The organism is Nitrosovibrio sp. Nv17 (genome assembly GCF_900119085.1).
Taxonomy (GTDB): domain Bacteria; phylum Pseudomonadota; class Gammaproteobacteria; order Burkholderiales; family Nitrosomonadaceae; genus Nitrosospira.
In genome coordinates this window covers 63,269-86,661 of the sequence record NZ_FPIQ01000009.1, presented here as the reverse complement: position 1 = coordinate 86,661, position 23,393 = coordinate 63,269, and the positions used below count along the sequence as shown (strand labels likewise).

The following is a 23,393-nucleotide window of genomic DNA, read 5'->3' as shown; positions in this document are numbered from 1 at the left end:
TCGCTTACGTCACCGGCCGAGCAGCGCGGCGGCCGCATCCATCTGTTCGTGCTCGAAGGCCGGCGCGAAGTCGTCCAACTCGACCGCGCGTAATCCGACTTCCGGGCCGAGTGCGGTCTGCCGCCAGTTCGATACCACGGCATGCACCTCACCCAGCACGGCCAGGGCCTGCGCTCCATCCAGCGCGAAATACGATGCACGGGCCAACAGCATCTGCACGTCGGTAATCGGCCCGTCCTGTTCGGTCAGCCAGGTCTTGGACTCTCTGTCCTGGTCCGGGAAGGGGTTGATGTCGAAGACAGGTGCAAGCCGCCACTGCCCACGCTCCACGTGCAGGAATCCGTGGTTCTGCAGGTGATCGTCCACGTTGGTGATCAGCAGGTTGAGCTGCAGATCGGCCGACACGTTGAAGCGCGCCGCATCGGCCAGCCAGTTTTCATCATAGGCGAAGGCACTGTGCTCGCGCCGTCCCTGGCGGACATGCACCAGCGAGCCGACCGCCAGCCCCGCTTTGCCGAGGCAGAGTCGAACCGGCCGACGCGTCGGCGCTACTACGGCCATCAGAGCGCTCCCGAAGTGCCGGACCTGCTGCGCACGCGCTTGGGCAGATTCGTGTCCATCAGCGTCAGGCCGATGTCGTCCCTGGCAGTATCCAGCAGGTTCTCCAGCGCCTGGATTTCGCCGAAAACGTGCAGCGCACGAGCGAAGAAGTGGATGGGTACCCGCACATCGCCTTTTTCCATGCGCCGCACGGTGGTCAGGGAAGCGCCCATGCGTTCGGCCAGCGATGCCTGGGAGATGTGGCGCCGCCGGCGGGCGAGGGAAATATCGCTGCCGAGCTTCTGGATGGCCCGCTCGGCGGGAAGCGGAAGCGGCGAATCCACTTTAAGAACTCCTGCGGAATGCTAGTGAGACATTGATGCTTCGATGGGGACGATGATAGCTTGACTGCAGGCGAATTCAAATAATCACTCTCATGAAACCTGTTGAGTATAAGAATAGATTCGATCAGAGTGGTTACACAAGAGCGCATGGCATCGCGAAATAAAAAGGTGCGGGCCGGCCGCGCATCCGGCAGGCCGCAGCCGTTGCGACCCGCCTGCCGAAGGATTGGGTGAGTGATTGGATGGATTATCCGGTTTCAGGCTGCCATCCTGCGGCAGCTGTCGGCACAGCGCCGGCATTGCTCCACGCAGTCGTGCATGTCGCCGACCTCGTCGCAGCTCCGGGCGCACGCCTCGCATACCTGCGCGCAGGCACGGCAGGTCTCGCGGTGCGCCGGCAGGCCGATCAGCATGAAGTGCGCCGAGGTGCGGCAGATCTCGGCGCACGCCATCATCAGCCGGAAGTGGGTGGGCTCCACGTGCCTGCCCCCCGCCGGGAGACAATGGTGGGAAGCCATGCCCAGGCATGTCCGGTAGCAAGCCAGGCATGCGTCGATACAGTTCTGCATTTCCATGGAAGAGTGGTTCATCTGGATACCTCCATTCGATGGCCCCCGGCGGGCGGCCGCGGCGCGCCCCGATCTCGGCGGCCGCCCGCGCGGGACGTGAGGGAAGGAAAAGGCGCTGGCGCGCCTCCCCGCGGGCTGTCTCGGCCGGCACCGCTCAGAACGACTTCTCCTTGGAGCGATCGGGATCCCGGGACGTCAGCGGGACGTCCCGGCTCCTGCCGGCCGGGTCGCCGGTCACTTCATCCGTGTATGCCCGGGTTCCGTAGTAGGAGTGGATCGTGTTCTGCCAGATCGGATCCGCCATGTCCGGCCATTTGTCCTTGTCGAAGCCGGGGGCGGACTCCAGCCGTTCCTTGTCCACGTCGAGCACGAAGCGCTTGTTTTCCGTATCCAGCGTCAGCGCATTCCAGGGAACCGCAAACAGCTTGTCGGCGATGCCGAGAAACCCCCCGAAGGACAGCACCGCGTACGCGACCCTGCCTTGCGCAACGTCCAGCATGATCTCCTTGATGTCGCCCAGGTCCTCGTCCTGGCGATTGTACACGTCGTTGCCGATGAGCGTGTCCGCGCCCATCAGCCGGGGTCCCGGCCCTTGCCCGTCGTCGTTCCTGTAGATGCCGTAGATGTCTCGATCCTGGTAGCTCATGGTCGTCTCCTGTAGGGTATGGAAAGATGCCGCCCTCCCTCTTCGCCCCGGCTTCGTCGTCCGCAGGCGTGACGTACCGGTACAGCATGCGCGGTGCGGCTGTGCCGGGTCGGTTCGGTACGTCACAGAAGGCGGGAACCTCGGGGCAGCATCCTGTGGCACAGGCGCCGCAGGAATGAGAGAATGGCCGCAGCGCGGGCACCGCAGGCGCACAACGTCGGAGCGAAGGGATGTTCGAATGGCTGGCCAGTCCGGAGGCGTGGATCGCGCTGTTGACGCTGACCGCGCTGGAGATCGTGCTGGGCATCGACAACATCATCTTCATCTCGATCCTGGTCGGCAGGCTGCCGGAGGCCCAGCGCGACTTCGCGCGCAGGGCGGGACTGGGGCTGGCCATGCTCACCCGCCTCGGCCTGCTGTTCTCCATCTCGTGGATCATGCGCCTGACCGCGCCCTGGTTCGAGGTGCTCGGCCAGGAAATCTCGGGGCGCGACACCGTGCTGATCGGGGGCGGCGTGTTCCTGCTGGCCAAGGCCACCCACGAGATCCACAACAGCGTCGAGGGCGTGGAGGAGCACAGCCAGGCAGCTGCCGCGGGTGGCCTGGGCATGGCGCTCCTGCAGATCGCGATCCTGGACGTCGTGTTCTCGCTGGATTCGGTCATCACCGCGGTGGGACTGGTCGACCACGTCTCTCTGATGGCCATCGCCATCGTGGCGGCGGTGCTGGTGATGCTGGCGGCGGCGCGCGCGATCGGCGACTTCGTGGACGCCCATCCCACCATCAAGATCCTGGCGCTGTCGTTCCTGATACTGGTCGGGCTGACCCTCATCGTGGAAGGATTCGACGTGCACGTGCCCAAGGGCTACATCTACTTCGCGATGATCTTCTCGGTGGGGGTGGAGTTTCTCAACCTGCGCATGCGCCGCAAGCGGGCGCTGCGGCTGCGCGGCCGCAGCGACGCGGCGGAATGAACACCCACGCGTGCGGCGGCCGCGCAGCCGCAGCCCCGCCCACGCTCGACTGGCACGACGGCCAGCCCTACTCGCGCCGCTACGGCGATGTCTACTTCTCGCGGGCGTCCGGCGCCGAGGAGAAGCGCCACGTCTTTCTCGAGGGCAACCACCTGCCGCGGCGCTTCGCGTCCCTGGCGCAGGGGCAGGCCTTCGCCATCGGCGAAACCGGATTCGGCACCGGCCTGGGCTTCCTGTGCGCATGGGAGCTGTTCGCCGGGACCGCCCCGCCGCGCTGCACGCTCGACTTCCTCAGCATGGAGCGGCACCCGCTCGACGAGCGCGAGCTTGCCGCCACCCTGGCGCTGTGGCCCGCGCTGGCGCGGTACGCAAAGGAGCTGGTCGCCCGCTGGCCGCGCCGCGTGCCGGGCTGGAACCGGTGGCACCTGGGGGACGGCCGCGTACGGCTCACGCTGGTGCTCGACGACGCCGCCGCGGTGCTGCCCGAGCTGGCGCCAGGCATGGACGCGTGGTTCCTGGACGGCTTCTCTCCCGCCCGCAATCCGGAGATGTGGACACAGGCGGTGCTCGACGGCGCCGCCCGGGCGTCGCGCCCCGGCGCGACCTGCGCCACCTACACCGCCGCCGGCCACGTCCGGCGCGGGCTGGAGCAGGCCGGCTTCCGCATGGAGCGGCGCCCCGGCTTCGCCTGCAAGCGCGACATGCTGTGCGGCGCCCTGGCCGGGAACGCCAGGGCGCCCATGACGACGCCGCCCGCCCGGGCCATCGTGATCGGAGCGGGCATCGCGGGCTGCGCTGCCGCCGCGGCGCTGGCGCGGCGCGGCGTCCCCACCACGCTCGTCGAGCACGCCCCGCGCCCCGCCGCCGCGGCGTCGGGCAACCCGTACGGCATCCTGCACGCCCGCCTGAGCGCGGGCATGAACCTGCTGCAGCGCTTCATCCTCGCCGCCTACGGCTACACCCTCGCCCTGCTGGACGAGATCCTGCCCGCCGACGGGATCGCACGCGCGCAGTGCGGAACACTGCAGCTCGCCTGCTCGCCGGAGGAAGCGCGCCGCATCGGGCGGCTCGCCGCCCAATGCTGGCCGGCGCACGTGTTCCGGCCGGTGGATGCGGCGGAAGCGTCCGCACTGGCCGGCGTCGGCCTGGCGCACGGCGGACTGTGGTTCCCGTCGGCCGGCTGGGTGGTGCCCGAGCGCTGCTGCGCGGCACTGGCGCGACACCCGTCCATTACCCTGCGCGCGCGCCGGCGGGTGGAGGCCTTGTCCGCGACGGCGGCCGGCTGGCGCCTGTCGGGCCACGACGCCGATGGGCATGCATGGACGGACGAGGCCGGCATCGTGGTGGCGTGCACCGGACACGAGATCGCGGCGCTGCCGCCCCTGGCGCATCTGCCGCTGACCCCGGTGCGCGGCCAGATCACGCGGGTGCCCGCCGTGCCCCGCAGCAGCGGCCTGCGGACCGTGCTCTGCGCGCGGGGCTACCTGACACCGGCCCAGGCCGGCATGCACGTCCTCGGCGCCACGCACGGCTTCGGCGACACCGGCACGGACGTGCGCGCGGCCGATCACCGCGAGAACCTCGCCCGGCTGCGGGAGATATCCCCCGCGCTCGCGGCCGCCATGCGCGTGGAAATGCTGGACGTGGCTGCGCTCGCGGGACGCGCGGCGGTGAGGGCCTCCGCCCCCGGCGCCACGCCGCTGGCGGGAGCGCTCTCGCCCGGGCTCTACACCAGCCTCGGCCATGGGACGCGCGGCCTGGTCACCGCGGGGCTGGCCGGGGAGCTGATCGCGGCGCTGGCCTGCGGGCAGCTGCCACCTTTGCCGGCATCCGTGGTGCGCCTGCTGTCCCCCGCCGCGAGGGCCGCCGGCTAGCCGGCGCGCCGGGCCTTGGACAGCGCGGTTGCTATGGAGGACTCGTAGCGCACCCGCGGCGGCCGCAGTCCGTGCATGAAGAACTCGCGGCGGACGGCGGGAGAGAGGCCGGAGAAATAGACGGCGATCCCCCTGGCTGCGGCCTTCCGCACCACGGCCTCCATCGTGTTGGCCGCGGTGGCGTCGGCGAACGGCACCATGGAAAAATCGATCACCAGCGCCCGGCGCCGGTCGCCGATATGATCCAGGACGGAACCGACCGTTCCTGCCGCACCGAAGAAAAAGACGCCGGAGATGCGGTAGACCACGATGTCGGGATCGTTCATCGAGCGCTCGTCGTAGGGCCGGCCGTCCTCGCCGGCATCGTCCGCCCCGTCATCGGGCACGAAGGGCTTGCGCGTTTCCACCGCGGTCACCTGCGACATCCGGTGGATGAACAGCATGGAACCCAGGGCGAAGCCCACGACGATGGCCTCGGTGAGATCCCGGAAGACGGTCAGGCCGAAGGTCGACAGCAGCACGGCGGCGTCGCCGCGCGAGGCGCGCAGCAGGGTCCAGAACGCCTGCTTCTCCACCATGTTCCAGGCGATGATGGCCAGCACCCCGGCCAGGCTCGCCAGCGGGATGTACGACGCCAGCGGCGCGGCGACCAGAATGAAGATCAGCAGGAAGACGGCGTGCAGCATCCCGGCCACCGGCCCGTGCGCGCCCGCGCGGACGTTGGTCGCGGTGCGGGCCACCGCTCCGGTCACGCAGATGCCGCCGCACAGGGCCGAGCCGATGTTCGCCACGCCTTGCGCGACCAGTTCGCAATTCGAGCGATGGCGCTGCCCGGTCATGCCGTCGGCCACGACGGCGGACAGCAGGGATTCGATCGCCCCGAGCAGGGTGAAGGCAACCGCGCTGGGGAAGACCGCGTACGCCTTCGCCAGGCTGAAATCGGGCACCCGGAACGCCGGAAACCCGCTGGGGATGCCGCCGAACCTGGATCCCACCGTGTCGACCGGCAGATCCCACAGGGCCGTGGCCGCCGCCGCCCCGGCGATCGCCGCCAGCATGCCGGGCACCCTGGGCGCGCGCCGCTTCAGCCACTGGATGGACAGGATCGTGAGGCCCGCGAGTGCGAGCGTGGACCAACCCATGCTCGGCAGGGCCCGCCACAGCACGGGCAGCTTTTCCACCAGGGGGCCGGGCTCCGGCCCCGCCAGGTCCAGCCCCAGGATATCCTTGATCTGGCTCGCGAAGATGATGACGGCGATGCCCGCAGTGAACCCGACGGTGACCGGATACGGAATGAACTTTATATAGGCGCCGAGCCGGAGGAAGCCGATGGCCAGCAACAGCAGCCCCGACAACAGGGTGGCGATGATGAGGCCGTCCATGCCGTGGGCCTCGACCGTGGCCGCCACCAGGACGATGAAGGCGCCCGCGGGCCCGCCGATCTGGAAGCGGCTTCCGCCCAGCGCGGAAACCAGGAAGCCGCCGACGATCGCCGTGTAGAACCCCTGCGCCGGGGATGCTCCGGAGGCGATGGCGATGGCCATCGAGAGCGGCAGCGCCACGATGGCGACCGTCAGCCCGGCGACCGCGTCGGCGCGCAGCTGGGAAAGGCGGTAGCCTTCCCTGAAGGTGGTGACGAGCTTGGGCGTGAACTGCTCGGCGAAGCTCGGTGGACTGGAGGGTTTGACGGCTGCCGCGGTCTCCGTGGACACCTATCCGCCGCCCCTCAGGCGCACTCCCCGGCCGCCGGCGGGGCTGGCCGCGCCTGCCGCGATCAGTTCGACGCCGGCCGCCTCCAGCGCACCCACGACCTTCGCCAGGGAGTCGACCACGCCCCGTACCACGCCCTCGCTCGACTCCATCCTCTGGATGGTCGGAACGGACAGGCCGGCGCGCGACGCCAGTTCCTTCTGATCGATGTCCAACAGCGCGCGGGCTGCGCGCATCTGAGCCGATGTGATCATAATATCACCATTATTCATTATAAAAATATGTTTATATAATTTTAATATATCATGATTATCGCCCGAGGGGGTAATCTTTGCACGCCCTCCATCCGAATCGCCCTGCGCCTGCTCCGCCTGCCGCCGCCGGTATTGCCGCGGCGCCGGTTCTGTTCCTCCCATCCTGTCAATCATTGCACGGGGAATCCGAGATCTCGGCTCGCCGGCTTGGTCCTGAAGGTGTACTTTAGTCCAGTATGCATGACATCCAGAAGAGGTAAGATCCGGTCAGATGCAGCTTTTCCATGGATACCGCGACACCCGGTGGCAGCTACCCGCCATCCGCCACCGGCGCGGCCCCCCGCGGCTTGCACGCAATGCCGCGCAGCCGGTCGAGGAGGGCCTGTTGACACGCTCGAAAAACCACTTTGATTCAAACCATGGCTTCCGCGATCCATTCATCGAATCCCACCACGCACAGCCGGCGGACCACGCCGCGATGGCCGCTCCATCCCGCAGACAGGCATACGCCCGCATGGAATACTCATGACGGAGGTATATCATGGAACAACTCTGCCCGTACCATAACCCTCAACCCCTTCCGACAGCAAAATTGATCACGCCAGGACACAAGCCCATCATCGGGAACCGTGCCTCGCACGACCCCGACGCCGACACCGAGGACCCCGATGAAAACGGGCGCATGAAACCGCGGGGGGAACCGCTCGCGCGGAACCGCGTCGGCCGCGCACCCCTCCCGATGCACGCGCCCTGCATCCGCGCCCGTTTCGGGGGCTACGTCATCAGCGCCACACACTCGCTCGAACGCTCGGGCGAGCTGGTCAAGGCGTCCTACCAGAGGAAGGGCTACACCGCCGACCATACCCTGGTATCGACGGACATCGTGTTCGACATCGAACTGTCCGACAGGATCGTCGGCACCCTGACGATGCGGCTCGATTCTCCCGAGAGGCTGTACGGCGACATGACCTACCCGGACGAACTGAACGCCTTGCGCCTTTCGGGCCGCAAGCTGGCGGAACTGTCGAGGTTCGTCATCCTGCCGGGCCAGCCCACCAGCACGATCATGGGCGCTTTCTTCCATCTCATCTACGTCTATGGATACCTGATGAACGACGTCACCGATCTCATCTGCGAAGTGGTGCCGCAGCACGTGGCGGCGCAGGGAAGGCTGCTGGGATTCATGCCGATCGCCGGCCCCAGGCTCTGCCGGCGCGCCGGCATCGATGCCTTCCTGCTGCACCGGACTCTGGCATACCCCGCATGAAACCGCGGATGCGGGCACGGCTGCATGCCGCATCGATTCGGCACCGTGCGGCGCAAAAAAACCTGTACAATCGGGATGGCCGGGTAGCGAGGTCTGGAAGGATGGTGCGTGTCCCCCGGCTCCCTCATCGGGACCTGCCGCAAAAACAGGAGCATACGGGAAACCGGAATTTCCGGCTCATGCCGGACGGGGATACGGCGGCATACGCACGAGCCTTACATGCAGCAGACATCGTCCGAACGCCATGCTTCCCATTGCCGCAATCTCAGCCCTGGCCACCGCGATCTCCGTGTCGCCGTCCGCCGCGGCGCACGAATCCGCCGACCGGCGCATCCATGCCCAGGTCATCCAGATCGTCGACGGCGACTCGCTGACCGTTGCCATCGACGGCGAGATGGTCAGGGTACGCCTGGCCGGGATCGATGCGCCCGAGGGCCGGCAGCCCTATACCACCCGTTCCAAGAAATCGCTTTCCGAGCTGTGCTTCTGGATCGAGGCGGAACTGTCCTCCATCACGAAGGATCAATACGGGCGCACGGTCGCGACGGTACAGTGCAACGGCCTGGACGCCAGCAGGGAGCAGGTGAGGCGGGGCATGGCATGGGTGCGCGCAGGCCATGCCGACGACCCGGAGCTCCAGCGCCTGCAGGAGGAGGCGCGCGCTGCCGGGCAGGGGTTGTGGGCGTCCACGCAGCCGGTACCGCCCTGGCAATGGAACAAGGAGAGGGAAAGGCGCTGACGGGCGGCAGGATCGCGGCCACAGGCGCGCCCGGGCACCGGAAGAACAAAACCCGCCGGAGGCGGGTTCAGGCATCCGGTTTCCGGCCCCTCCATTCGGAGAAGCCGGAACCGGGCCCGCCGAAGCCTCCGGCGGGCCCCCGTTTCATGTCCCTTATTCGACGACGTTCAGGGAACCGGGCAGGTGGATGTTCTTGGGATGCAGCTGGCACCAGATGGTGAAGGCGCCGGCCTTGTTGGCGACGAACGAAACGGTCTTGGTCTCGCCCGCCTTGATGACTTCCTCGATGCCGTACTCGTTGATGGAGAAGCCCTCGCTGATGGGAGACTTGTTCTCCACCGTGATCTTCACCGAGGTCCCCTTCTTGACCGTCAGCGTCTCGGGCTCGTTGAGAACGTTGAAGGCACGGATGTTCTTGACCGTCACCCCCTCCACCGAAAGCTCGGGAATGGTGGTGTCGTAGGCGTTCACGACCACCTTGAACGTCTGTTCCCCCGCCTGCGCGGCACCTGCCAGCAACAACCCGGAAACCAGACCCGCAAATGCTACCTTGTTTATTTTCATCATGACTTTCCTTTACTCTGATTGATTGACACCTGGACGAAATGACATACACAGGCGGGTGTCGCGGAGAAGGAAATTCGCGATCCCCGGCGCCGCGCTGGAAGCCGGCCCCGGAAAGCCGCCCCCCGCGACCGCCATGCGTATGCGTTTTGAGACCTGCCAGATCCGCCTTTCTAGAGAGGCCTGCTCTCGCAACTTCAGCTTGATACTCTAGATCGGATGCACGCCGATGTCAATCGCAAGTCCTCCGGGATAATCCCCCCTTCTCCACGGCCCGCGGCGGGACGGCGGCACGGGCAGCCATCGCGATCCATGGAGATCCGGTACACTATGCCCGATACCTGACGGCAACGGTACCGGCGACCGCGCCATCCATCGTGCCTGCCCCGGAAAGGCGGCGCGGCGGCAAGCGCGGGACCGGTTCCCCGCTGCGGCGGGCCGCCAGGACATCATCCACCCCAGCCTGCTCCCATGTCCGCCGACATCGACTGGTTCTTTTCTTCCGCGGGACCGCTCGCCCGGAGCGTACCCGGCTACAGCGCGCGCGCGCAGCAACTGGAGATGGCGCGCGCCATCGCGGACACCATCGGCGCCGGGACGATCCTGGTCGCCGAGGCCGGCACGGGCACCGGCAAGACCTTCGCCTATCTGGTTCCAGCCCTGCTCGCAGGGGGCAAGGTGATCGTCTCCACCGGCACCAAGACCCTGCAGGACCAGCTTTTCAGCCGCGACATCCCCACGGTGTGCCGCGCCCTCGAAGTGCCGGTGACCGTGGCGCTGCTGAAGGGGCGGGCCAACTATATATGTCAGTATCATCTCGAGCGGACATTGCGCGGCGAGCGCGCCATGCTCTCCCGCGCGGAGGACGCCGGCCACCTCGAGCGCATCAGGCGCTATGCCGCCAGCGGCGGCAGCGGCGACAAGAGCGGCCTCGGCGAAGTCCCCGAAAACGCCGAGATCTGGCAGTGGGTCACCTCCACGCGCGACAACTGCCTGGGCTCGGACTGCCCCAACTACAAGGGCTGCTTCGTCATGGAAGCGCGCAAGCAGGCGCTGGCGGCGGACGTGGTCGTGGTCAACCACCACCTGTTCTTCGCCGACGTGATGCTGCGCGACGAGGGCCTGTCGGAGCTCCTGCCGGCCTGCAATACGGTGATATTCGACGAGGCCCACCAGCTCCCCGAAACCGCCAGCCTGTTCTTCGGCGAATCGACCGGCACCGGCCGCCTGCTGGAACTGGCCCGCGACACGCAGGCCGAGGCGCTGCTGGCCGCGAAGGACTTCGCGCCGCTGCCGCCCGCGATCGCGGCGCTGGAAAAATCGGCGCGCGACCTGCGCCTCTCCATCGAGGGAGAAAACATCCGCCTGCCGCTGGCCGCCGTCATGCGCAACGACCGGTTCGCCGCCGCCCTGGACGGGCTGCTGGACAGGCTCGGCGAACTTGCGGCGCTGCTGGAAACCCAGGCCCAGCGCTCGGAGGGACTGGAAAACTGCCGGCGGCGCGCACGCGAGATCCGGGACGGCGTGGTGCGCTGGCGCGACCAGTCGGAATCCGGGGGCTTCGTGCGCTGGGTGGAGGTATTCAGCCAGGCGTTGCAGCTCAACGCCACGCCGCTGTCCATCGCCGACATCTTCGGCAGGCAGCTGAGCGGTTCGCCGCGCGCCTGGGTGTTCACGTCGGCCACGCTGTCGATCAAGGGGGATTTTTCGCACTACGGGGGCGAAATGGGGGTCGATCTCGCATCCAGGGGCGTGCGCGCGGCCTGCTGGCAGAGTCCCTTCGACTTCGCCAGCCAGGCGCTCCTGTACGTGCCGGCCGGACTGCCCGAGCCGAACAGCCGGGGCTACACCGAGGCCGCCGCCGAAGCCGCCCTGCCGGTGCTGGCGGCCAACCGCGGCGGCGCCTTCTTTCTCTGTACCAGCCTGCGGGCGATGCAGCGCGTGCATGAGCTGCTGCACGCGGCATTCGAACGCCGGAAGCTCGACCGGCCCCTGCTGCTGCAGGGCCAGGGATCGCGCTCGCACATGCTGGAGCGCTTCCGCAGGCTGGGCAATGCCGTACTGATCGGCAGCCAGTCGTTCTGGGAAGGGGTGGACGTGCGGGGCGAGGCGCTGTCGCTGGTGGTCATCGACAAGCTGCCGTTCGCCGCGCCGGACGACCCGGTGCTGTCGGCACGCATCGAGAAAATGAACGGCGAGGGACGCAACGCCTTCATGGAGTACCAGCTGCCCAGCGCCGTCATCAGCCTCAAGCAGGGAGCGGGACGGCTGATCCGCGACGAGCACGACCGCGGGGTGCTGATGATCTGCGACCCGCGCCTGGTGACCAAGCCCTACGGCCGGAAGATCTGGCAGAGCCTGCCGCCGATGCGCCGTACGCGCGAGCTTTCCGAGGTGGAGAGATTTTTCGCGGGGAGCCCGCCGGAGAAGCCGTCTTCCCCCGGCGGGTAGCTCCCATGTCCGGCCGCGGGCCGAGCCGGGCCGGGCTATCCCGCCCGGCGGCGGCGCGCGGCGATGCCGGCGAATGCGCCCAGTCCCAGCAGCGCCAGCGTGCCCGGTTCGGGCACGCCGGTCTGAGGCAGCTCGACCGGGGTGTAGGCCAGCGCCACGTTGTCGAACTCGAATGAGTACGACGAACTCGACGCGACCACCTTGTTGAACTGGAGGTCGGAGTTGATGTTCACATAGTAGGTGCCGCCTGCTTCCTGGCTGCCGTCGGCGAGGGCGTTGACGTCCAGGCCGGTGAAATCGAACAGGAGGGTGTCGCCGTCGTAGAAGGACAGCGTGTTGTAGCTGTCGACCGAGCCCCACAGCAGGCCGAAGTACTGGTGGTACTCGTCCAGCTGCAGCGTGACGCTGCCGATGCCGGTGCTCAGGTAGGGGGTGGCGTCCTGGCCGTCGGCCTGGAAGTTGCCGAACAGGGCGCCGTTGCCGCCGGAAAGGTAGGGTGCGGCGTACTGGCCGTCGACGTTGGGCAGCGTCGCCACGCCGGCGCCCGTGCCGCCGAATATCACGGTGACGCCGTTGCCGGTGGCGCCGCCGAGGCTGGAGAGCGTATCGAAGCTCTCGTAGATGTTCGCTCCCACGGGCACGCCTCCCACCGAGGCGTTGAGCACGGCAGCCATGGAACCGGCCGGGGCCATGCCCGCACCCAGCGCCAGCGCCCCCATCGTCGTGTAGAAACGGATTGCCTTGTTCATGTCGAGTCCTTTCCCTGTCTGGTTGATGTGATGATCCGGACGCCGCACTCGAGAAACTCCTGAACGGCATTCCCACGCAGCCGAATCTTACGGGCAGCGGAATCCCCTGAACATTGGACTGAAGTGCATTGGACTAAGGTACAGGGTGCGGGCCCGCCCCTGGGGAAACCGCGGCGGACGCCTTGCAAGGGTTCAGGTCCGGCACGGAACCGTATAGAATGAGCGGTTTGCCCGGCCGGACCTGCCGGCCGGCCCTACTGGAAGACCGTCTTGATCGCCACCGCCAATCTCACCATGCAGTTCGGGGCCAGGCCCCTGTTCGAAAACGTCTCCGTCAAGTTCGGGGAAGGCAACCGCTACGGCCTGATCGGCGCCAACGGCTCCGGCAAGTCGACCTTCATGAAGATCCTCGGCGGCGACCTGGAGCCCACCGCGGGCAGCGTGAGCGTCGACAGCGGCGAACGCGTGGGCAAGCTGCGCCAGGACCAGTTCGCCTTCGAAGACAGCCCCGTCATCGATACCGTCATGATGGGGCACGAGGAACTGTGGCGCGTCAAGCAGGAGCGCGACGCGATCTACGCCGATCCCGGGGCAAGCGAGGAGGACTACATGCGCGCCGCCGAACTGGAGGCGCGCTTCGCGGAGCTGGACGGCTATTCCGCCGAGGCGCGTGCCGGCGAACTGCTGCTGGGGGTGGACATTCCCCTGTCCCGGCACGCCGGGCCGATGAGCGCGGTGGCGCCGGGATTCAAGCTGCGCGTGCTGCTGGCGCAGGCGCTGTTCGCGGATCCCGACATCCTGCTGCTGGACGAGCCCACCAACAACCTGGACATCAATACCATCCGCTGGCTGGAAGGCGTGATCAACGCCAGCCGGAACACCCTCATCATCATTTCGCACGACCGGCACTTCCTCAACAGCGTCTGCACCCACATGGCGGATCTGGACTACGGCGAGATCCGCGTCTACCCCGGCAACTATGATGAATACATGGCAGCTTCCACGCAGGTGCGCGAGCGCATGCTCGCCGACAACGCCAGGAAGAAAAGCCAGATCGCCGAACTGCAGTCGTTCGTCAGCCGCTTTTCCGCCAACGCGTCCAAGGCGCGCCAGGCCACCAGCCGCGCCCGCCAGATCGAGAAGATCAAGCTGGAGGACGTCAAGCCTTCCAGCCGCCAGTACCCCTACATCCGCTTCGAAGTGCACGAACGGGAAAAGCTGTACCGGCTGGCGGTGTCGGTGCAGAGCATCAGCAAGCAGTTCCCGGGGATGCAGGCCCCGCTGCTGGCAAAATTCAGCGCCAACATCGAGGCGGGCGAGAAGGTCGCCATCATCGGCCCCAACGGCATCGGCAAGACCACGCTGCTGCGCTGCCTTGCAGGCGACCTGGCGCCGGATTCGGGAGAGGTCAAGTGGGCGGAGAAGGCACGCGCCGGCTACTTCGCCCAGGATCACGCGGACGAATTCGAGGCCGACATGGCGCTCACCGACTGGATGGCGCAATGGCGGCGCGAGCACGACGACGACCAGGCGGTGCGCAGCGTGCTGGGCAGGCTGCTGTTCTCGGGCGACGAGGTGCGCAAGCCGGTGCGGGTGATCTCCGGCGGCGAGCAGGGGCGCATGCTGTTTGGCAAGCTCATGCTGCAGCAGCACAACGTGCTGCTCATGGACGAACCCACCAACCACCTCGACATGGAGTCGATCGAGTCGCTGAACGCCGCGCTGGAGAAGTACACCGGCACGCTGATCTTCGTCTCCCACGACCGGGAATTCGTCTCCTCGCTGGCCACCCGGGTCATCGAGATGAGGCCGGACGGCATCCGCGACTTCAAGGGCGGCTACGAGGACTACCTGTCGGACCAGGGACTGGCGTAGTGGACGGATGCGCAGCCCGACCGGCGCGCGGACGCCCCCGATCAGCCGCCGGGCGCGCGCAGCGCGGCGCGGTAGCGCATCCAGTCGAAATGCGGGCCGGGATCGGTCTTGCGGCCCGGCGCGATGTCGGCGTGCCCGACGATGTCGCGGATGGCGTAGGCTTGCTGCAGCGCCCGCGTGAGCCCGTCCAGCGTCCCGTACTGGCCGTCGGCGAACGGCACGCTGTCGCTGCCTTCCAGCTCGATGCCGACGGAAAAGTCGTTGCAGCCGGATCGGCCCCGCCAGCAGGAGGCACCCGCGTGCCAGGCGCGCTTCGCGCAGGGAACGAACTGGATGAGGCTGCCGTCGCGGCGGATGAAGAAGTGGGCGGACACCTTCAGGCCGTGCAGGCGCCGGTAGTAGGGATGGGATGCGCAGTCGAGCGTGTTCATGAACAGGCGGATCACGTCGTCGCCCGTGAACTCGTCCGGCGGCAGGCTGATGCTGTGGATCACCAGCAGGTCGACGCCGCATCCGTCGGGACGCTCGTCGTGGTTGGGCGAGGGCATGCGATGCACGTCCCGCAGCCAGCCCGCCGCACCGACGTGCAGGATTCCGGCGCTCATGCCGCCATGGCCCGCGCCTCGTTCCAGCTGAAATCCGTCACCGTCGCGAGCATGAAACAGGTAACAAGCGCCGGCAGGCCCTAGCGCCGCGCATGCAGGCGCCGATGCTCGTCGCTGCAGAAGCAGCCTTCCTCCGAGCGGATGCCTTCGCTTTCCGGCAGGTGCACGCCGCAGTGGGCGCAGCGCACCATGTCCTCGCCGGCGGGAGCCGGGGTGTTCGCGCGATCTTGCGCCCGGCGCCTTTCCTGCGCGCGCCAGTAGCCTCGCAGCGCCCAGAAGGCCAGCACCGCGAGCAGGGCGAAGAACAATAGTCTACCCACCGTCTCTCCGTCGCCGCATCGAGATTGCGAGATTGGTCGGGGTGAGAGGATTCGAACCTCCGACTCCTGCGTCCCGAACGCAGTACTCTACCAGGCTGAGCTACACCCCGAATTCACCGAACTGCCTGGGCAGCGGCAGCAATTGTACGCAGGAAGACGCATCCCGGCAATTCGAAATTGGGCGCCGCATGCCGGAGGCGAAGCGGCTAGGGCCTGTTAACACTTGTTTCGTGGCCGCGTTGCTGCGCGAAAAAACGCGAGGGCAAGGCGCAAAGCGTAGGGCATAGCCAGCCTATGGCCAAGCTTTGCAACGCAGCACCCGCGTTTTTTCGTGCGCAACCCGGAGGGACGGGACGGAATTTCACCCGGCCCATCGTTACTCGCCGCTTGCAGAGCTTACTCTGCTGCACGGCTCGCGCCTCGTTCCAGCTGAAATCCGTCACCGTCGCGAACATGAAACGAGTGTTAACAGGCCCTAGTGGTTGCGCGCCACGGCGAAGGCCGCCAGCTGCAGCAGGCATTCCTTGTACTCGGAATCCCGGATCACGGCCAGCGTGGCGGACGCCAGATCGGACTCGGCCTGCGCGCGCTGCCGCGTATAGGCCAGCGCACCGCTCTGCTGGATGATCTCCAGGACGGGGGCGAACCCGTCCTCCCCCCCCTTCTCGATCGCGTTGCGGATGATGGCCGACTGCGCATCCGAGCCGGTGCGCATGGCGTGGATCAGCGGCAGCGTGGGCTTGCCTTCCGCCAGATCGTCCCCCAGGTTCTTGCCGGTCTCGTGATAGTCTCCCGAATAGTCGAGCATGTCGTCGGTCAGCTGGAAGGCGGTGCCGAGGTGCATCCCATAGGCGGCCATCGCCTCCTCCTCCTGCGGCGTGGCGTGGCCGAGGATCGCGCCCAGCCGCGTGGCCGCCTCGAACAGCTTGGCGGTCTTGTAGCGGATCACCCGCAGGTAGTTGTCCTCGTCGACGTCGGGATCGCGGCAGTTGAGCAGCTGCAGCACCTCGCCCTCGGCGATGGTGTTGGTGGCGTCGGCCAGCACCCGCATGACGCGCATGCTGTCCACCTCCACCATCATCTGGAACGCGCGCGAATACAGGAAATCCCCCACCAGCACGCTGGCGGCGTTGCCGAACAGGGCGTTGGCGGTCGCCTTGCTGCGCCGCAGCTCCGACGCGTCCACGACGTCGTCGTGCAGCAGGGTGGCGGTATGGATGAACTCCACCACCGCCGCGAGATTGAAGCGGTCCCGTCCGGAATAGCCGAACACGCCGGCGGCGAGGATCAGCAACGCGGGCCGCAGGCGCTTGCCGCCGCTGTGGATGATGTACTCGCTGACCTGGCGGATGAGCGCGACATCGGAGTACAGCTTGTCGCGGATGACCGCATCCACCGCGTCCATGTCCCGGGAAATCAGCGCTCTGATACGTTCGATCGACACAAGGGTTTCCGCAAAAAAGCTGCCATGGTAGAAATGCCGCCATCGGCGTGTCAAGTGCGGCAAATCGGGCAGCCGCGTATTCTGACACAAAACCCGCCTGCAATAGATCTTTGACCTTGCAAAAAGCGATGGGTATAATTCAGGGTTACCTGTTCGCGGGCGCGGGGATCTGATCCGTCCGGCCCCGATCACGGTCGCCAGGCATGGCAGGACACTCACGGGAGCCAGACATGTACGCAATCATCAAAACCGGCGGGAAGCAGTACCGCGTCGAGGCCGGACTGAGACTCAAGATAGAGCGGATACCGGCGGACATCGGCAGCGAGGTGTCGATCGACCAGGTGCTGATGATCTCAGACGGCGACAGCGTCTCGCTGGGAACCCCCCTGGTGGACGGCGCCCTGGTCAAGGCAACCGTGCTGGACCAGGGCAGGCACGACAAGGTGCGCATCTTCAAGATGCGTCGGCGCAAGCACTACCAGAAACATCAGGGGCATCGGCAGAACTACACCGAGATCCAGATCACGGGCATATCGGCATAGAGGAGGATTCGTCATGGCGCACAAGAAGGCAGGCGGCAGCTCCCGGAACGGACGCGACTCGAATTCCAAGCGCCTGGGCGTGAAGCGCTACGGCGGGGAGCTCATCCCGGCGGGCAGCATCATCGTCCGGCAGCGCGGCACCCGGGTCCACGCCGGGGACAACGTCGGCATGGGCAAGGACCACACCCTGTTCGCCAAGCTGACCGGGACGGTGAGCTTCGCCACCCGTGGCGCGGCAAGGCGCAAGACGGTAAGCGTCATTCCGGCCTAGGCCGGATGCGCGCCGCGCTGAAAAGCCCTGCCGTCCGGCAGGGCTTTTTTGTTTTACACGCACGCGCCACACTGGCATCGACCGGCACAGGGACGCGCGTGCGCGCCATGGACGGAAAACCATGAAGTTCATAGACGAGGCGATCATCCAGGTCGTGGCAGGAAATGGCGGGGATGGCGCCGCCGCCTTCCGCCGCGAGAAATTCATGCCCAAGGGCGGCCCCTCCGGCGGCGACGGCGGACGCGGCGGCAGCGTCCATGCGGTCGCCGACCGCAACATCAACACGCTGGTGGACTACCGCTTCGCGCGCCTGCACCGCGCCCGCAGGGGAGAAAACGGCCGCGGCTCGGACTGCTACGGCAAGGGTGCCGAAGACATCGTCCTGCGCATGCCGGTCGGCACGGTCATCACCAATACCGCCACGGGGGAAATCGTTGCCGACCTCCATCGCCACCAGCAGCAGGCGTTGCTCGCCAGGGGCGGCAAGGGCGGGCTGGGCAACCTGCATTTCAAGTCCAGCGTCAACCGCGCACCCCGGCAATTCACCCTGGGAGAGCCCGGGGAGGAATTCGAGCTCCGGCTGGAACTCAAGGTGCTGGCCGACGTGGGCCTCCTCGGCATGCCCAATGCCGGGAAGTCGACGCTGATCCGCGCCGTCTCCGCGGCGCGCCCCAAGGTGGCGGACTACCCCTTCACCACGATGCATCCGAATCTAGGCGTGGTGCGCGTCGACCATGACCGCAGCTTCGTCATGGCGGACATCCCCGGCCTGATCGAGGGCGCGGCCGAAGGTGCCGGCCTGGGGCACCGCTTCCTCAAGCACCTTGCGCGCACGCGCCTGCTGCTCCATGTCATCGACATGGCGCCGCCGGATCCGGCGACCGACATCGTGCACGAAGCCCGGGTCATCGCCGGGGAACTCCGGAAGTATGACGAATCGCTGGACCGGAAACCGCGCTGGCTGGTGCTGAACAAGATCGACCTGCTGCCCGAGGGCGAGCGTGAGGCGCGCCGGCGCGCCCTGATGGACGGCCTCGGCTGGAATGACAGGGTCTTCATCCTTTCCGCATTGTCCGGCGAAGGCTGCAAGGCGCTCACCCATGCCGCCATGGAGCACCTCGAGCAGACATCCGCCCCGGCGGCGGAAGCCCCGTCCGACCTGTAAGATTCTACAGCTTCCCCGAGCCTCCCATTTGCCGGATTATCCGATGGCATAGCCCTGCGCCGTGCCCGGCGGCGTCCCTTCGGGCATGCGGGCACGGTCGGGTCATTCCCGCCGAAGCCGAACCGGCGCCGTTTCCGTCCTGCAGCGGCATGCAGGATGATTCCTCCAACCCCACGACAAGGAGCCTTCCCGTGCACACCCCTTCCCAGCCTGCCTCACCCTCCCGCCGGGAATTCCTCAGGACGACCGCCGCAGCCGCCACCGCACTGGGAGCAGCCTCCCTTCCTTTCGGCCGCTCCCACGCCCAGGGCAGGGCGAGATACCGGCGCCTGAACGTCCTGGACCCCGCCGCGAGGCGCAGCCTGGCGGGCTACAGGAAGGCGATCGCCAGGATGCTGCAATTGCCCGCATCCGATCCGCGCAACTGGTATCGCCTCGCCCTTACCCATACGATGGACTGCCCCCACGGCAACTGGTGGTTCCTGGTATGGCATCGCGGCTACATCGGCTGGTTCGAGGAAATCTGCCGCGAACTCAGCGGCGACCCCGAATTCGCGCTGCCCTACTGGGACTGGAGCGCGAATACGGAACCGGGCAGGCCCTTCCGCGCCAGCGTCCCGGATGTCATGTTCGAGGATGTGCTGACGCCCACGCACCCCGCCTATATCGCGCAATTCAGGGAGTTCCATGCGCGCTACCGGGATGTATTGGCAAAAGCGGAATACTGGAAGCGCACCTACGGCCCGGACGGGGAGTTCGACGACGCCAGCCAGTACGGGCAGCTCCTCGCGCGCGGCGTGCGCTCGCCCGACGATCTCTGGTTCGACATCATCGACGATCCCCGCGGCGCCTTCTTCTTCGATCAGGCACACGCGCGCGGCGTGACCCGCGACCAACCCTGGCTGGACGACAAGACCACCAAGGCGGTTTCCCTGCAGACACTGCTCGCCGCGCTCGCCCCGCTCGACTTCATCACCTTCGCCAGCCCCAAGACCATGGGACACAGCGGGCTCACCGGATTCGGCGTCCTGGAGGGGCAGCCGCACAACCGGGTGCACAATTGCGTGGGCGGCATCTTCACCCGCCCCGACGGCGTCACCACCAACAGGGGCGGATTCATGCAGGCCAACCTGTCGCCCGTCGATCCGCTGTTTTTCCTGCACCACGCCAACATCGACCGCATCTGGGACGTATGGACCCGCAAGCAGCAGGCGCGCGGCTATCCCACCCTGCCGGAGGGCGCCGATCTCGACGCCTGGTCTGCGGAGCCGTTCCTGTTCTTCGTCGACGCCCAGGGGCGCCCGGTGAGCCGCACCACCGCGGGCGACTATGCCACCATCGGCGGCTTCGACTACGACTACCAGCCGGGATCGGGGGAGGAGGCCGTGCCGGCGAAGGCCGCCCTCGCCGCGGCGCCCGGCGGGAGCGGGCCGGCGCTGCGGATCGAGCACTTCCATGCGCGCATCACGCCCGCCCCCGCGCAGGCGGCAGCGGGCGGCACGGTGGCGGATGCCGGCCTGCTGCAGGCTGGCGCCGCGCCCGACGCGTCCGCCCTGTTCGCGCAGATCACGGTCGCCCTGCCGCCGCTGGCCCACGGCCACGAGTTCGCCGTCCTGGTCAACGCTCCCGCCGACGCGGCGCATCCGGATCCGGCCAGCCCGCACTACGCCGGCACGCTTTCGATGTTCGGCCATCACACCGTGCACGGCCCGGTCACCTTCACCATTCCGCTGTCGGGCGCGGTCGCGGCACTGCGCGCGGGCAACCTGCTGAAAACGGATGCGCCGCTGGACATCCGCATCGTGCCCGAGCGCCGGGCATCGCACGGCGCCCTGGCGGCGGCGCGCGATGCCCGGCCCGGAATCGAGCTGCTGTCCATCGTGGTGGAAAGGCATTCGCGCTGACCGCAACCACCGCACCGATCCATGGCGATGCACCGCCCCACGCACTCCCCCGCGCTGCCCGCATCCCTGATCGCCGCGCTGCTGCTCCATGCCGCATGCATCGATGCCGGGCAGGACGCGGAAGCGGTGGAAGAGGCCCGCGTCGACGGTCTCGTCGAGCTGGCGCCGGCCCGGCCGGCCGGGCCGCGCGAGACGACGTGGCTGCGGCTGCGCGTCGGCGGCCTGCCGCGCACCGCCGAGATACGGGTGAGCACGCCCGAGGGCGCCCTGCTGGGCACCCTCTCGCGCCATGGCGCATCCTACGGAGCGCCGCAAGCGGCCACCACCCATCTGCTCCCTCTGCCAGAGGACGCGCTCGCGAGTGGCCGCGTGCGCCTGCGCCTCACCGTGGATACGCCGGGCATGCCCGCGCGCGCGCCGCGGCCCGGCGAGGTGGAAGCCGTCGAGCTGATCCACGTGCCGGTCGATCCCTAGCGCGGCACCCGCCCCCTTCAACCAGCAACCAACCCGACCGGAGGCCCCATGCCCGCACCGTTCCGTATCATGCTCCCTCTCTTCATGCTGCTGGCGGCCAGTGCGCAGGCGACAGCGGTCCGCGCCCAGTCCGCCGACCCCGCGGACGGCGAGCGCGTGGCCGAGAATCCACCGCTGCTGGAGATCGTGCGCCCCGCCGCCCGCACGCAACCGGCCCATGCCGCCGTTGAAGCGGCGCCCGCCGAGGTCGCGCCGCCCGGACAGCTGCAGCTCGAGGCCGAACTGGACCTGCGCGTCGCCTACACCGACGGGCGCATCTGGAATCCGGCCGCCCAGCGCCACGACCGGGTCAGGCTGCGCAGCTACCAGGGCAAGGGGGTCGATCCGGATGCGCCCTACGTCTCGCCCACCCTCTCCATCCTGCCCGGCGAGACGATACGCATCACGCTGCACAACGAACTGCCGCCCGATCCCGGCTGCGCCGGGGGCCACAAGGGCGTCAACATCCCCCACTGCTTCAACGGCACCAACCTGCACACGCACGGACTGTGGGTGAACCCCGCGGGCAATGGCGACAACGTGCTCATCTCCATCGATCCCGGCGTGAGCTTCCAGTATGAATACAAGGTACCCTCGGACCACCCGGCGGGCACCTTCTGGTACCACACCCACCGCCACGGCTCCACCGCCCTGCAGGTGGCCAGCGGCATGGCCGGCGCGCTCGTCGTCCGCGGCGTCCGCCCCCCCTCCCCCGAAGCGAACGGCGACATCGACACCCTGCTCGCGCCCGTCGGCACCCAGGCCTTTCCCGAGCGCCTGCTGGTGCTGCAGCAGATCCAGTACGCCTGCCGCGACGCCGGCGGCAGGATCAAGACGAACGCGGACGGCAGCTACCGGTGCGATCCCGGCGACGTCGGCGGCATCGAGGGATACGACCAGTTCGGGCCCGGAACCTGGCCCGCCTCGGGCCGCTACACCAGCATCAACGGCCAGGTGATCCCGGTCTTCAGGGGCGCGCGCACGGGCCAGATCGAGCGCTGGCGCATCATCCACGGCGGCGTGCGCGACACCGTCAACCTGCAGTTCCGCAAACTGGCGGCGGATGCCCGCGATTACGCGACGCTGACGCCGGCGCAGCACGATGCGTTCATCCAGGAGGGCTGCACCGGCGCGGCCCTGCCGCAGCACCTGATCGCCGCCGACGGCCTGACCACCCGGGCCGTCATCCGGACCGACGTCACCGTCTTCCAGCCCGCCTATCGCTGGGATGCCCTGATGGTATTCCCCGAGGCTGGCCTCTACTGCGTGATCGACGATGCCGCGCCCCCCTCCGCAAGCGTGGGACAGGCGCCGCCGTCACGGCAGCTGCTGGGCGTCGTCAGCGTGGGCCAGGGCAGCCCCGTTCCCGGCGACATCACCACCTATCTGGCGAGCGAGCTGATCACCGCCGCGTCGATCCACATGCCGGCTTCGATCCGCTCCGCCGTGATCAACGACCTGCGCAACGGCCTGAAGCTGAGCAGGTTCGTGCCTCACCCCGACGTGCGCGACGACGAGGTCACCGGCACCCAGACGCTCCACTTCAACATCGACACCGGCACCCAGCCCGCGACCTTCCAGGTGGACGGCAGGCCCTACGATCCGGGCAGGATAGACCGTACCCTGACGCTGGGCGGCGTGGACGAGTGGACGCTCAAGTCCGACTTCGTCAGCCACCCCTTCCACATCCATGTCAACCCGTTCCAGATCGTCCGCATCCTGGATCCCAACGGCAAGGATGTCAGCACCCCCGGCGCCGTGGACGACATCGACGCGCCGGATCCGCAGTACCGCGGCCTGAAGGGCGTCTGGAAGGATACGCTGTGGATCAAGAACCTGGTGCCGCCCGGCAAGGCGCCGGGGCAATACACCGTGGTGGTGCGCACCCGCTACCAGCGCTACATCGGCGAGTTCGTGCTGCATTGCCACATCCTGGACCACGAGGACCAGGGCATGATGCAGAACGTGCTCATCGCGCTTCCGGCGGGGCAGGCGGGCGGAAAAGGAAAGTAGCCCGCCCCTCTTCCCCCTCCACGGGGCGGCACCTGGATAACCGCATGTTCCCGATTCCCG

At 67.7% G+C, this 23,393-nt stretch carries 23 protein-coding genes and 1 tRNA gene; 12 read left to right on the top strand and 12 right to left on the bottom strand.

Going from position 1 to position 23,393, the window contains the following annotated elements; all coding sequences use genetic code 11:
* Nucleotides 1-9 precede the first annotated feature (9 nt).
* The 4 genes from BT108_RS07145 to BT108_RS07130 all read right to left on the bottom strand — a co-directional run bounded on the left by BT108_RS07145 (nt 10) and on the right by BT108_RS07130 (nt 2,099).
* Nucleotides 10-561, bottom strand: coding sequence for a HipA domain-containing protein (locus BT108_RS07145; protein WP_083566279.1), 552 nt, complete (start codon nt 559-561; stop codon nt 10-12).
* Complete coding sequence (locus BT108_RS07140) at nt 561-884, bottom strand: helix-turn-helix domain-containing protein (protein ID WP_072293846.1); 324 nt, start codon at nt 882-884, stop codon at nt 561-563. Before BT108_RS07140 ends, BT108_RS07145 begins: the two co-directional genes overlap by 1 nt.
* Before the next feature lie 257 nt (nt 885-1,141).
* Entirely contained in the window at nt 1,142-1,474 is a 333-nt protein-coding gene (locus BT108_RS07135; protein WP_072293845.1) for a four-helix bundle copper-binding protein, read from the bottom strand.
* Nucleotides 1,475-1,607: 133 nt separating this feature from the next.
* Nucleotides 1,608-2,099 (bottom strand): PRC-barrel domain-containing protein, encoded by a 492-nt coding sequence (locus BT108_RS07130; RefSeq protein WP_072293844.1) that lies wholly within the window; start codon nt 2,097-2,099, stop codon nt 1,608-1,610.
* A gap of 230 nt (nt 2,100-2,329) precedes the next feature.
* Here BT108_RS07130 and BT108_RS07125 point away from each other — a divergent pair, with 230 nt between their 5' ends.
* The gene (locus tag BT108_RS07125; protein WP_072293843.1) at nt 2,330-3,073 is read left to right on the top strand and encodes a TerC family protein; all 744 of its coding nucleotides are present in this window, start codon (nt 2,330-2,332) and stop codon (nt 3,071-3,073) included.
* Nucleotides 3,070-4,947 (top strand): bifunctional tRNA (5-methylaminomethyl-2-thiouridine)(34)-methyltransferase MnmC2/FAD-dependent 5-carboxymethylaminomethyl-2-thiouridine(34) oxidoreductase MnmC1, encoded by a 1,878-nt coding sequence (mnmC, locus tag BT108_RS07120; protein WP_072293842.1) that lies wholly within the window; start codon nt 3,070-3,072, stop codon nt 4,945-4,947. The genes BT108_RS07125 and mnmC overlap by 4 nt, the downstream gene beginning before the upstream one ends.
* On the opposite strand, the gene BT108_RS07115 is transcribed toward mnmC, so the two are convergent.
* The gene (locus tag BT108_RS07115) at nt 4,944-6,659 is read right to left on the bottom strand and encodes a SulP family inorganic anion transporter (RefSeq protein ID WP_072293841.1); all 1,716 of its coding nucleotides are present in this window, start codon (nt 6,657-6,659) and stop codon (nt 4,944-4,946) included. The two genes, mnmC and BT108_RS07115, sit on opposite strands and share 4 nt — an antisense overlap.
* Nucleotides 6,660-6,911, bottom strand: coding sequence for a helix-turn-helix domain-containing protein (locus BT108_RS07110; RefSeq protein WP_072293840.1), 252 nt, complete (start codon nt 6,909-6,911; stop codon nt 6,660-6,662). It lies immediately after the preceding gene.
* Between the two features lie 592 nt (nt 6,912-7,503).
* Between BT108_RS07110 and BT108_RS07100 the strand changes: the two genes are divergently transcribed.
* Complete coding sequence (locus BT108_RS07100; RefSeq protein ID WP_072293838.1) at nt 7,504-8,178, top strand: N-acyl amino acid synthase FeeM domain-containing protein; 675 nt, start codon at nt 7,504-7,506, stop codon at nt 8,176-8,178.
* A gap of 244 nt (nt 8,179-8,422) precedes the next feature.
* A complete protein-coding gene (locus tag BT108_RS07095) occupies nt 8,423-8,917 on the top strand; it encodes a thermonuclease family protein (protein ID WP_083566278.1) in 495 nt (164 codons plus the stop codon).
* Between the two features lie 153 nt (nt 8,918-9,070).
* Here the strand turns inward: BT108_RS07095 and BT108_RS07090 are convergent, their stop codons facing one another.
* Nucleotides 9,071-9,484 (bottom strand): nitrosocyanin, encoded by a 414-nt coding sequence (locus BT108_RS07090; RefSeq protein WP_177257270.1) that lies wholly within the window; start codon nt 9,482-9,484, stop codon nt 9,071-9,073.
* Between the two features lie 468 nt (nt 9,485-9,952).
* On the opposite strand from BT108_RS07090, the gene BT108_RS07085 reads away from it, so the two are divergent.
* A complete protein-coding gene (locus BT108_RS07085; RefSeq protein ID WP_072293837.1) occupies nt 9,953-11,932 on the top strand; it encodes an ATP-dependent DNA helicase in 1,980 nt (659 codons plus the stop codon).
* A gap of 35 nt (nt 11,933-11,967) precedes the next feature.
* Here BT108_RS07085 and BT108_RS07080 read toward each other — a convergent pair whose 3' ends face one another.
* Complete coding sequence (locus BT108_RS07080) at nt 11,968-12,681, bottom strand: PEP-CTERM sorting domain-containing protein (RefSeq protein ID WP_143142430.1); 714 nt, start codon at nt 12,679-12,681, stop codon at nt 11,968-11,970.
* A 270-nt stretch (nt 12,682-12,951) separates the two neighbouring features.
* On the opposite strand from BT108_RS07080, the gene BT108_RS07075 reads away from it, so the two are divergent.
* Nucleotides 12,952-14,556 (top strand): ABC-F family ATPase, encoded by a 1,605-nt coding sequence (locus tag BT108_RS07075; RefSeq protein WP_072293835.1) that lies wholly within the window; start codon nt 12,952-12,954, stop codon nt 14,554-14,556.
* A gap of 41 nt (nt 14,557-14,597) precedes the next feature.
* Here BT108_RS07075 and ampD read toward each other — a convergent pair whose 3' ends face one another.
* The 4 genes from ampD to ispB form a co-directional block, all read right to left on the bottom strand.
* The gene (ampD, locus tag BT108_RS07070) at nt 14,598-15,161 is read right to left on the bottom strand and encodes a 1,6-anhydro-N-acetylmuramyl-L-alanine amidase AmpD (RefSeq protein ID WP_072293834.1); all 564 of its coding nucleotides are present in this window, start codon (nt 15,159-15,161) and stop codon (nt 14,598-14,600) included.
* A gap of 80 nt (nt 15,162-15,241) precedes the next feature.
* On the bottom strand, nt 15,242-15,481 hold the full coding sequence (locus BT108_RS07065) for a PP0621 family protein (RefSeq protein ID WP_072293833.1): 240 nt from the start codon (nt 15,479-15,481) through the stop codon (nt 15,242-15,244).
* Nucleotides 15,482-15,514: 33 nt separating this feature from the next.
* Nucleotides 15,515-15,591, bottom strand: a tRNA-Pro gene (locus BT108_RS07060).
* 365 nt (nt 15,592-15,956) lie between these two features.
* Complete coding sequence (gene ispB, locus BT108_RS07055; RefSeq protein WP_072293866.1) at nt 15,957-16,925, bottom strand: octaprenyl diphosphate synthase; 969 nt, start codon at nt 16,923-16,925, stop codon at nt 15,957-15,959.
* Between the two features lie 230 nt (nt 16,926-17,155).
* Between ispB and rplU the strand changes: the two genes are divergently transcribed.
* The 6 genes from rplU (at nt 17,156) to BT108_RS07025 (ending at nt 23,333) form a co-directional block, all read left to right on the top strand.
* Nucleotides 17,156-17,467, top strand: coding sequence for a 50S ribosomal protein L21 (rplU, locus tag BT108_RS07050; protein WP_072293832.1), 312 nt, complete (start codon nt 17,156-17,158; stop codon nt 17,465-17,467).
* 13 nt (nt 17,468-17,480) lie between these two features.
* A complete protein-coding gene (gene rpmA / locus BT108_RS07045) occupies nt 17,481-17,738 on the top strand; it encodes a 50S ribosomal protein L27 (RefSeq protein WP_072293831.1) in 258 nt (85 codons plus the stop codon).
* A 121-nt stretch (nt 17,739-17,859) separates the two neighbouring features.
* Nucleotides 17,860-18,903, top strand: coding sequence for an Obg family GTPase CgtA (gene cgtA / locus BT108_RS07040; protein WP_072293830.1), 1,044 nt, complete (start codon nt 17,860-17,862; stop codon nt 18,901-18,903).
* Between the two features lie 191 nt (nt 18,904-19,094).
* The gene (locus BT108_RS07035; protein ID WP_072293829.1) at nt 19,095-20,807 is read left to right on the top strand and encodes a tyrosinase family protein; all 1,713 of its coding nucleotides are present in this window, start codon (nt 19,095-19,097) and stop codon (nt 20,805-20,807) included.
* A 27-nt stretch (nt 20,808-20,834) separates the two neighbouring features.
* Nucleotides 20,835-21,281, top strand: coding sequence for a hypothetical protein (locus BT108_RS07030; protein WP_143142429.1), 447 nt, complete (start codon nt 20,835-20,837; stop codon nt 21,279-21,281).
* Nucleotides 21,282-21,329: 48 nt separating this feature from the next.
* The gene (locus BT108_RS07025) at nt 21,330-23,333 is read left to right on the top strand and encodes a multicopper oxidase family protein (protein WP_072293827.1); all 2,004 of its coding nucleotides are present in this window, start codon (nt 21,330-21,332) and stop codon (nt 23,331-23,333) included.
* Nucleotides 23,334-23,393: the final 60 nt, after the last annotated feature.

What these genes read in the sequence shown, in the direction of transcription:
- BT108_RS07135 (WP_072293845.1), bottom strand. Translation starts at nt 1,474, where the DNA reads ATGAACCACTCTTCCATGGAAATGCAGAACTGTATCGACGCATGCCTG.
- BT108_RS07090 (WP_177257270.1), bottom strand. Translation starts at nt 9,484, where the DNA reads ATGATGAAAATAAACAAGGTAGCATTTGCGGGTCTGGTTTCCGGGTTG.
- BT108_RS07085 (WP_072293837.1), top strand. Translation starts at nt 9,953, where the DNA reads ATGTCCGCCGACATCGACTGGTTCTTTTCTTCCGCGGGACCGCTCGCC.
- BT108_RS07130 (WP_072293844.1), bottom strand. Translation starts at nt 2,099, where the DNA reads ATGAGCTACCAGGATCGAGACATCTACGGCATCTACAGGAACGACGAC.
- rplU (WP_072293832.1), top strand. Translation starts at nt 17,156, where the DNA reads ATGTACGCAATCATCAAAACCGGCGGGAAGCAGTACCGCGTCGAGGCC.
- BT108_RS07080 (WP_143142430.1), bottom strand. Translation starts at nt 12,681, where the DNA reads ATGAACAAGGCAATCCGTTTCTACACGACGATGGGGGCGCTGGCGCTG.
- BT108_RS07125 (WP_072293843.1), top strand. Translation starts at nt 2,330, where the DNA reads ATGTTCGAATGGCTGGCCAGTCCGGAGGCGTGGATCGCGCTGTTGACG.
- BT108_RS07030 (WP_143142429.1), top strand. Translation starts at nt 20,835, where the DNA reads ATGCACCGCCCCACGCACTCCCCCGCGCTGCCCGCATCCCTGATCGCC.
- BT108_RS07145 (WP_083566279.1), bottom strand. Translation starts at nt 561, where the DNA reads ATGGCCGTAGTAGCGCCGACGCGTCGGCCGGTTCGACTCTGCCTCGGC.
- ampD (WP_072293834.1), bottom strand. Translation starts at nt 15,161, where the DNA reads ATGAGCGCCGGAATCCTGCACGTCGGTGCGGCGGGCTGGCTGCGGGAC.
- BT108_RS07095 (WP_083566278.1), top strand. Translation starts at nt 8,423, where the DNA reads ATGCTTCCCATTGCCGCAATCTCAGCCCTGGCCACCGCGATCTCCGTG.
- cgtA (WP_072293830.1), top strand. Translation starts at nt 17,860, where the DNA reads ATGAAGTTCATAGACGAGGCGATCATCCAGGTCGTGGCAGGAAATGGC.
- mnmC (WP_072293842.1), top strand. Translation starts at nt 3,070, where the DNA reads ATGAACACCCACGCGTGCGGCGGCCGCGCAGCCGCAGCCCCGCCCACG.
- rpmA (WP_072293831.1), top strand. Translation starts at nt 17,481, where the DNA reads ATGGCGCACAAGAAGGCAGGCGGCAGCTCCCGGAACGGACGCGACTCG.
- BT108_RS07025 (WP_072293827.1), top strand. Translation starts at nt 21,330, where the DNA reads ATGCCCGCACCGTTCCGTATCATGCTCCCTCTCTTCATGCTGCTGGCG.
- BT108_RS07110 (WP_072293840.1), bottom strand. Translation starts at nt 6,911, where the DNA reads ATGATCACATCGGCTCAGATGCGCGCAGCCCGCGCGCTGTTGGACATC.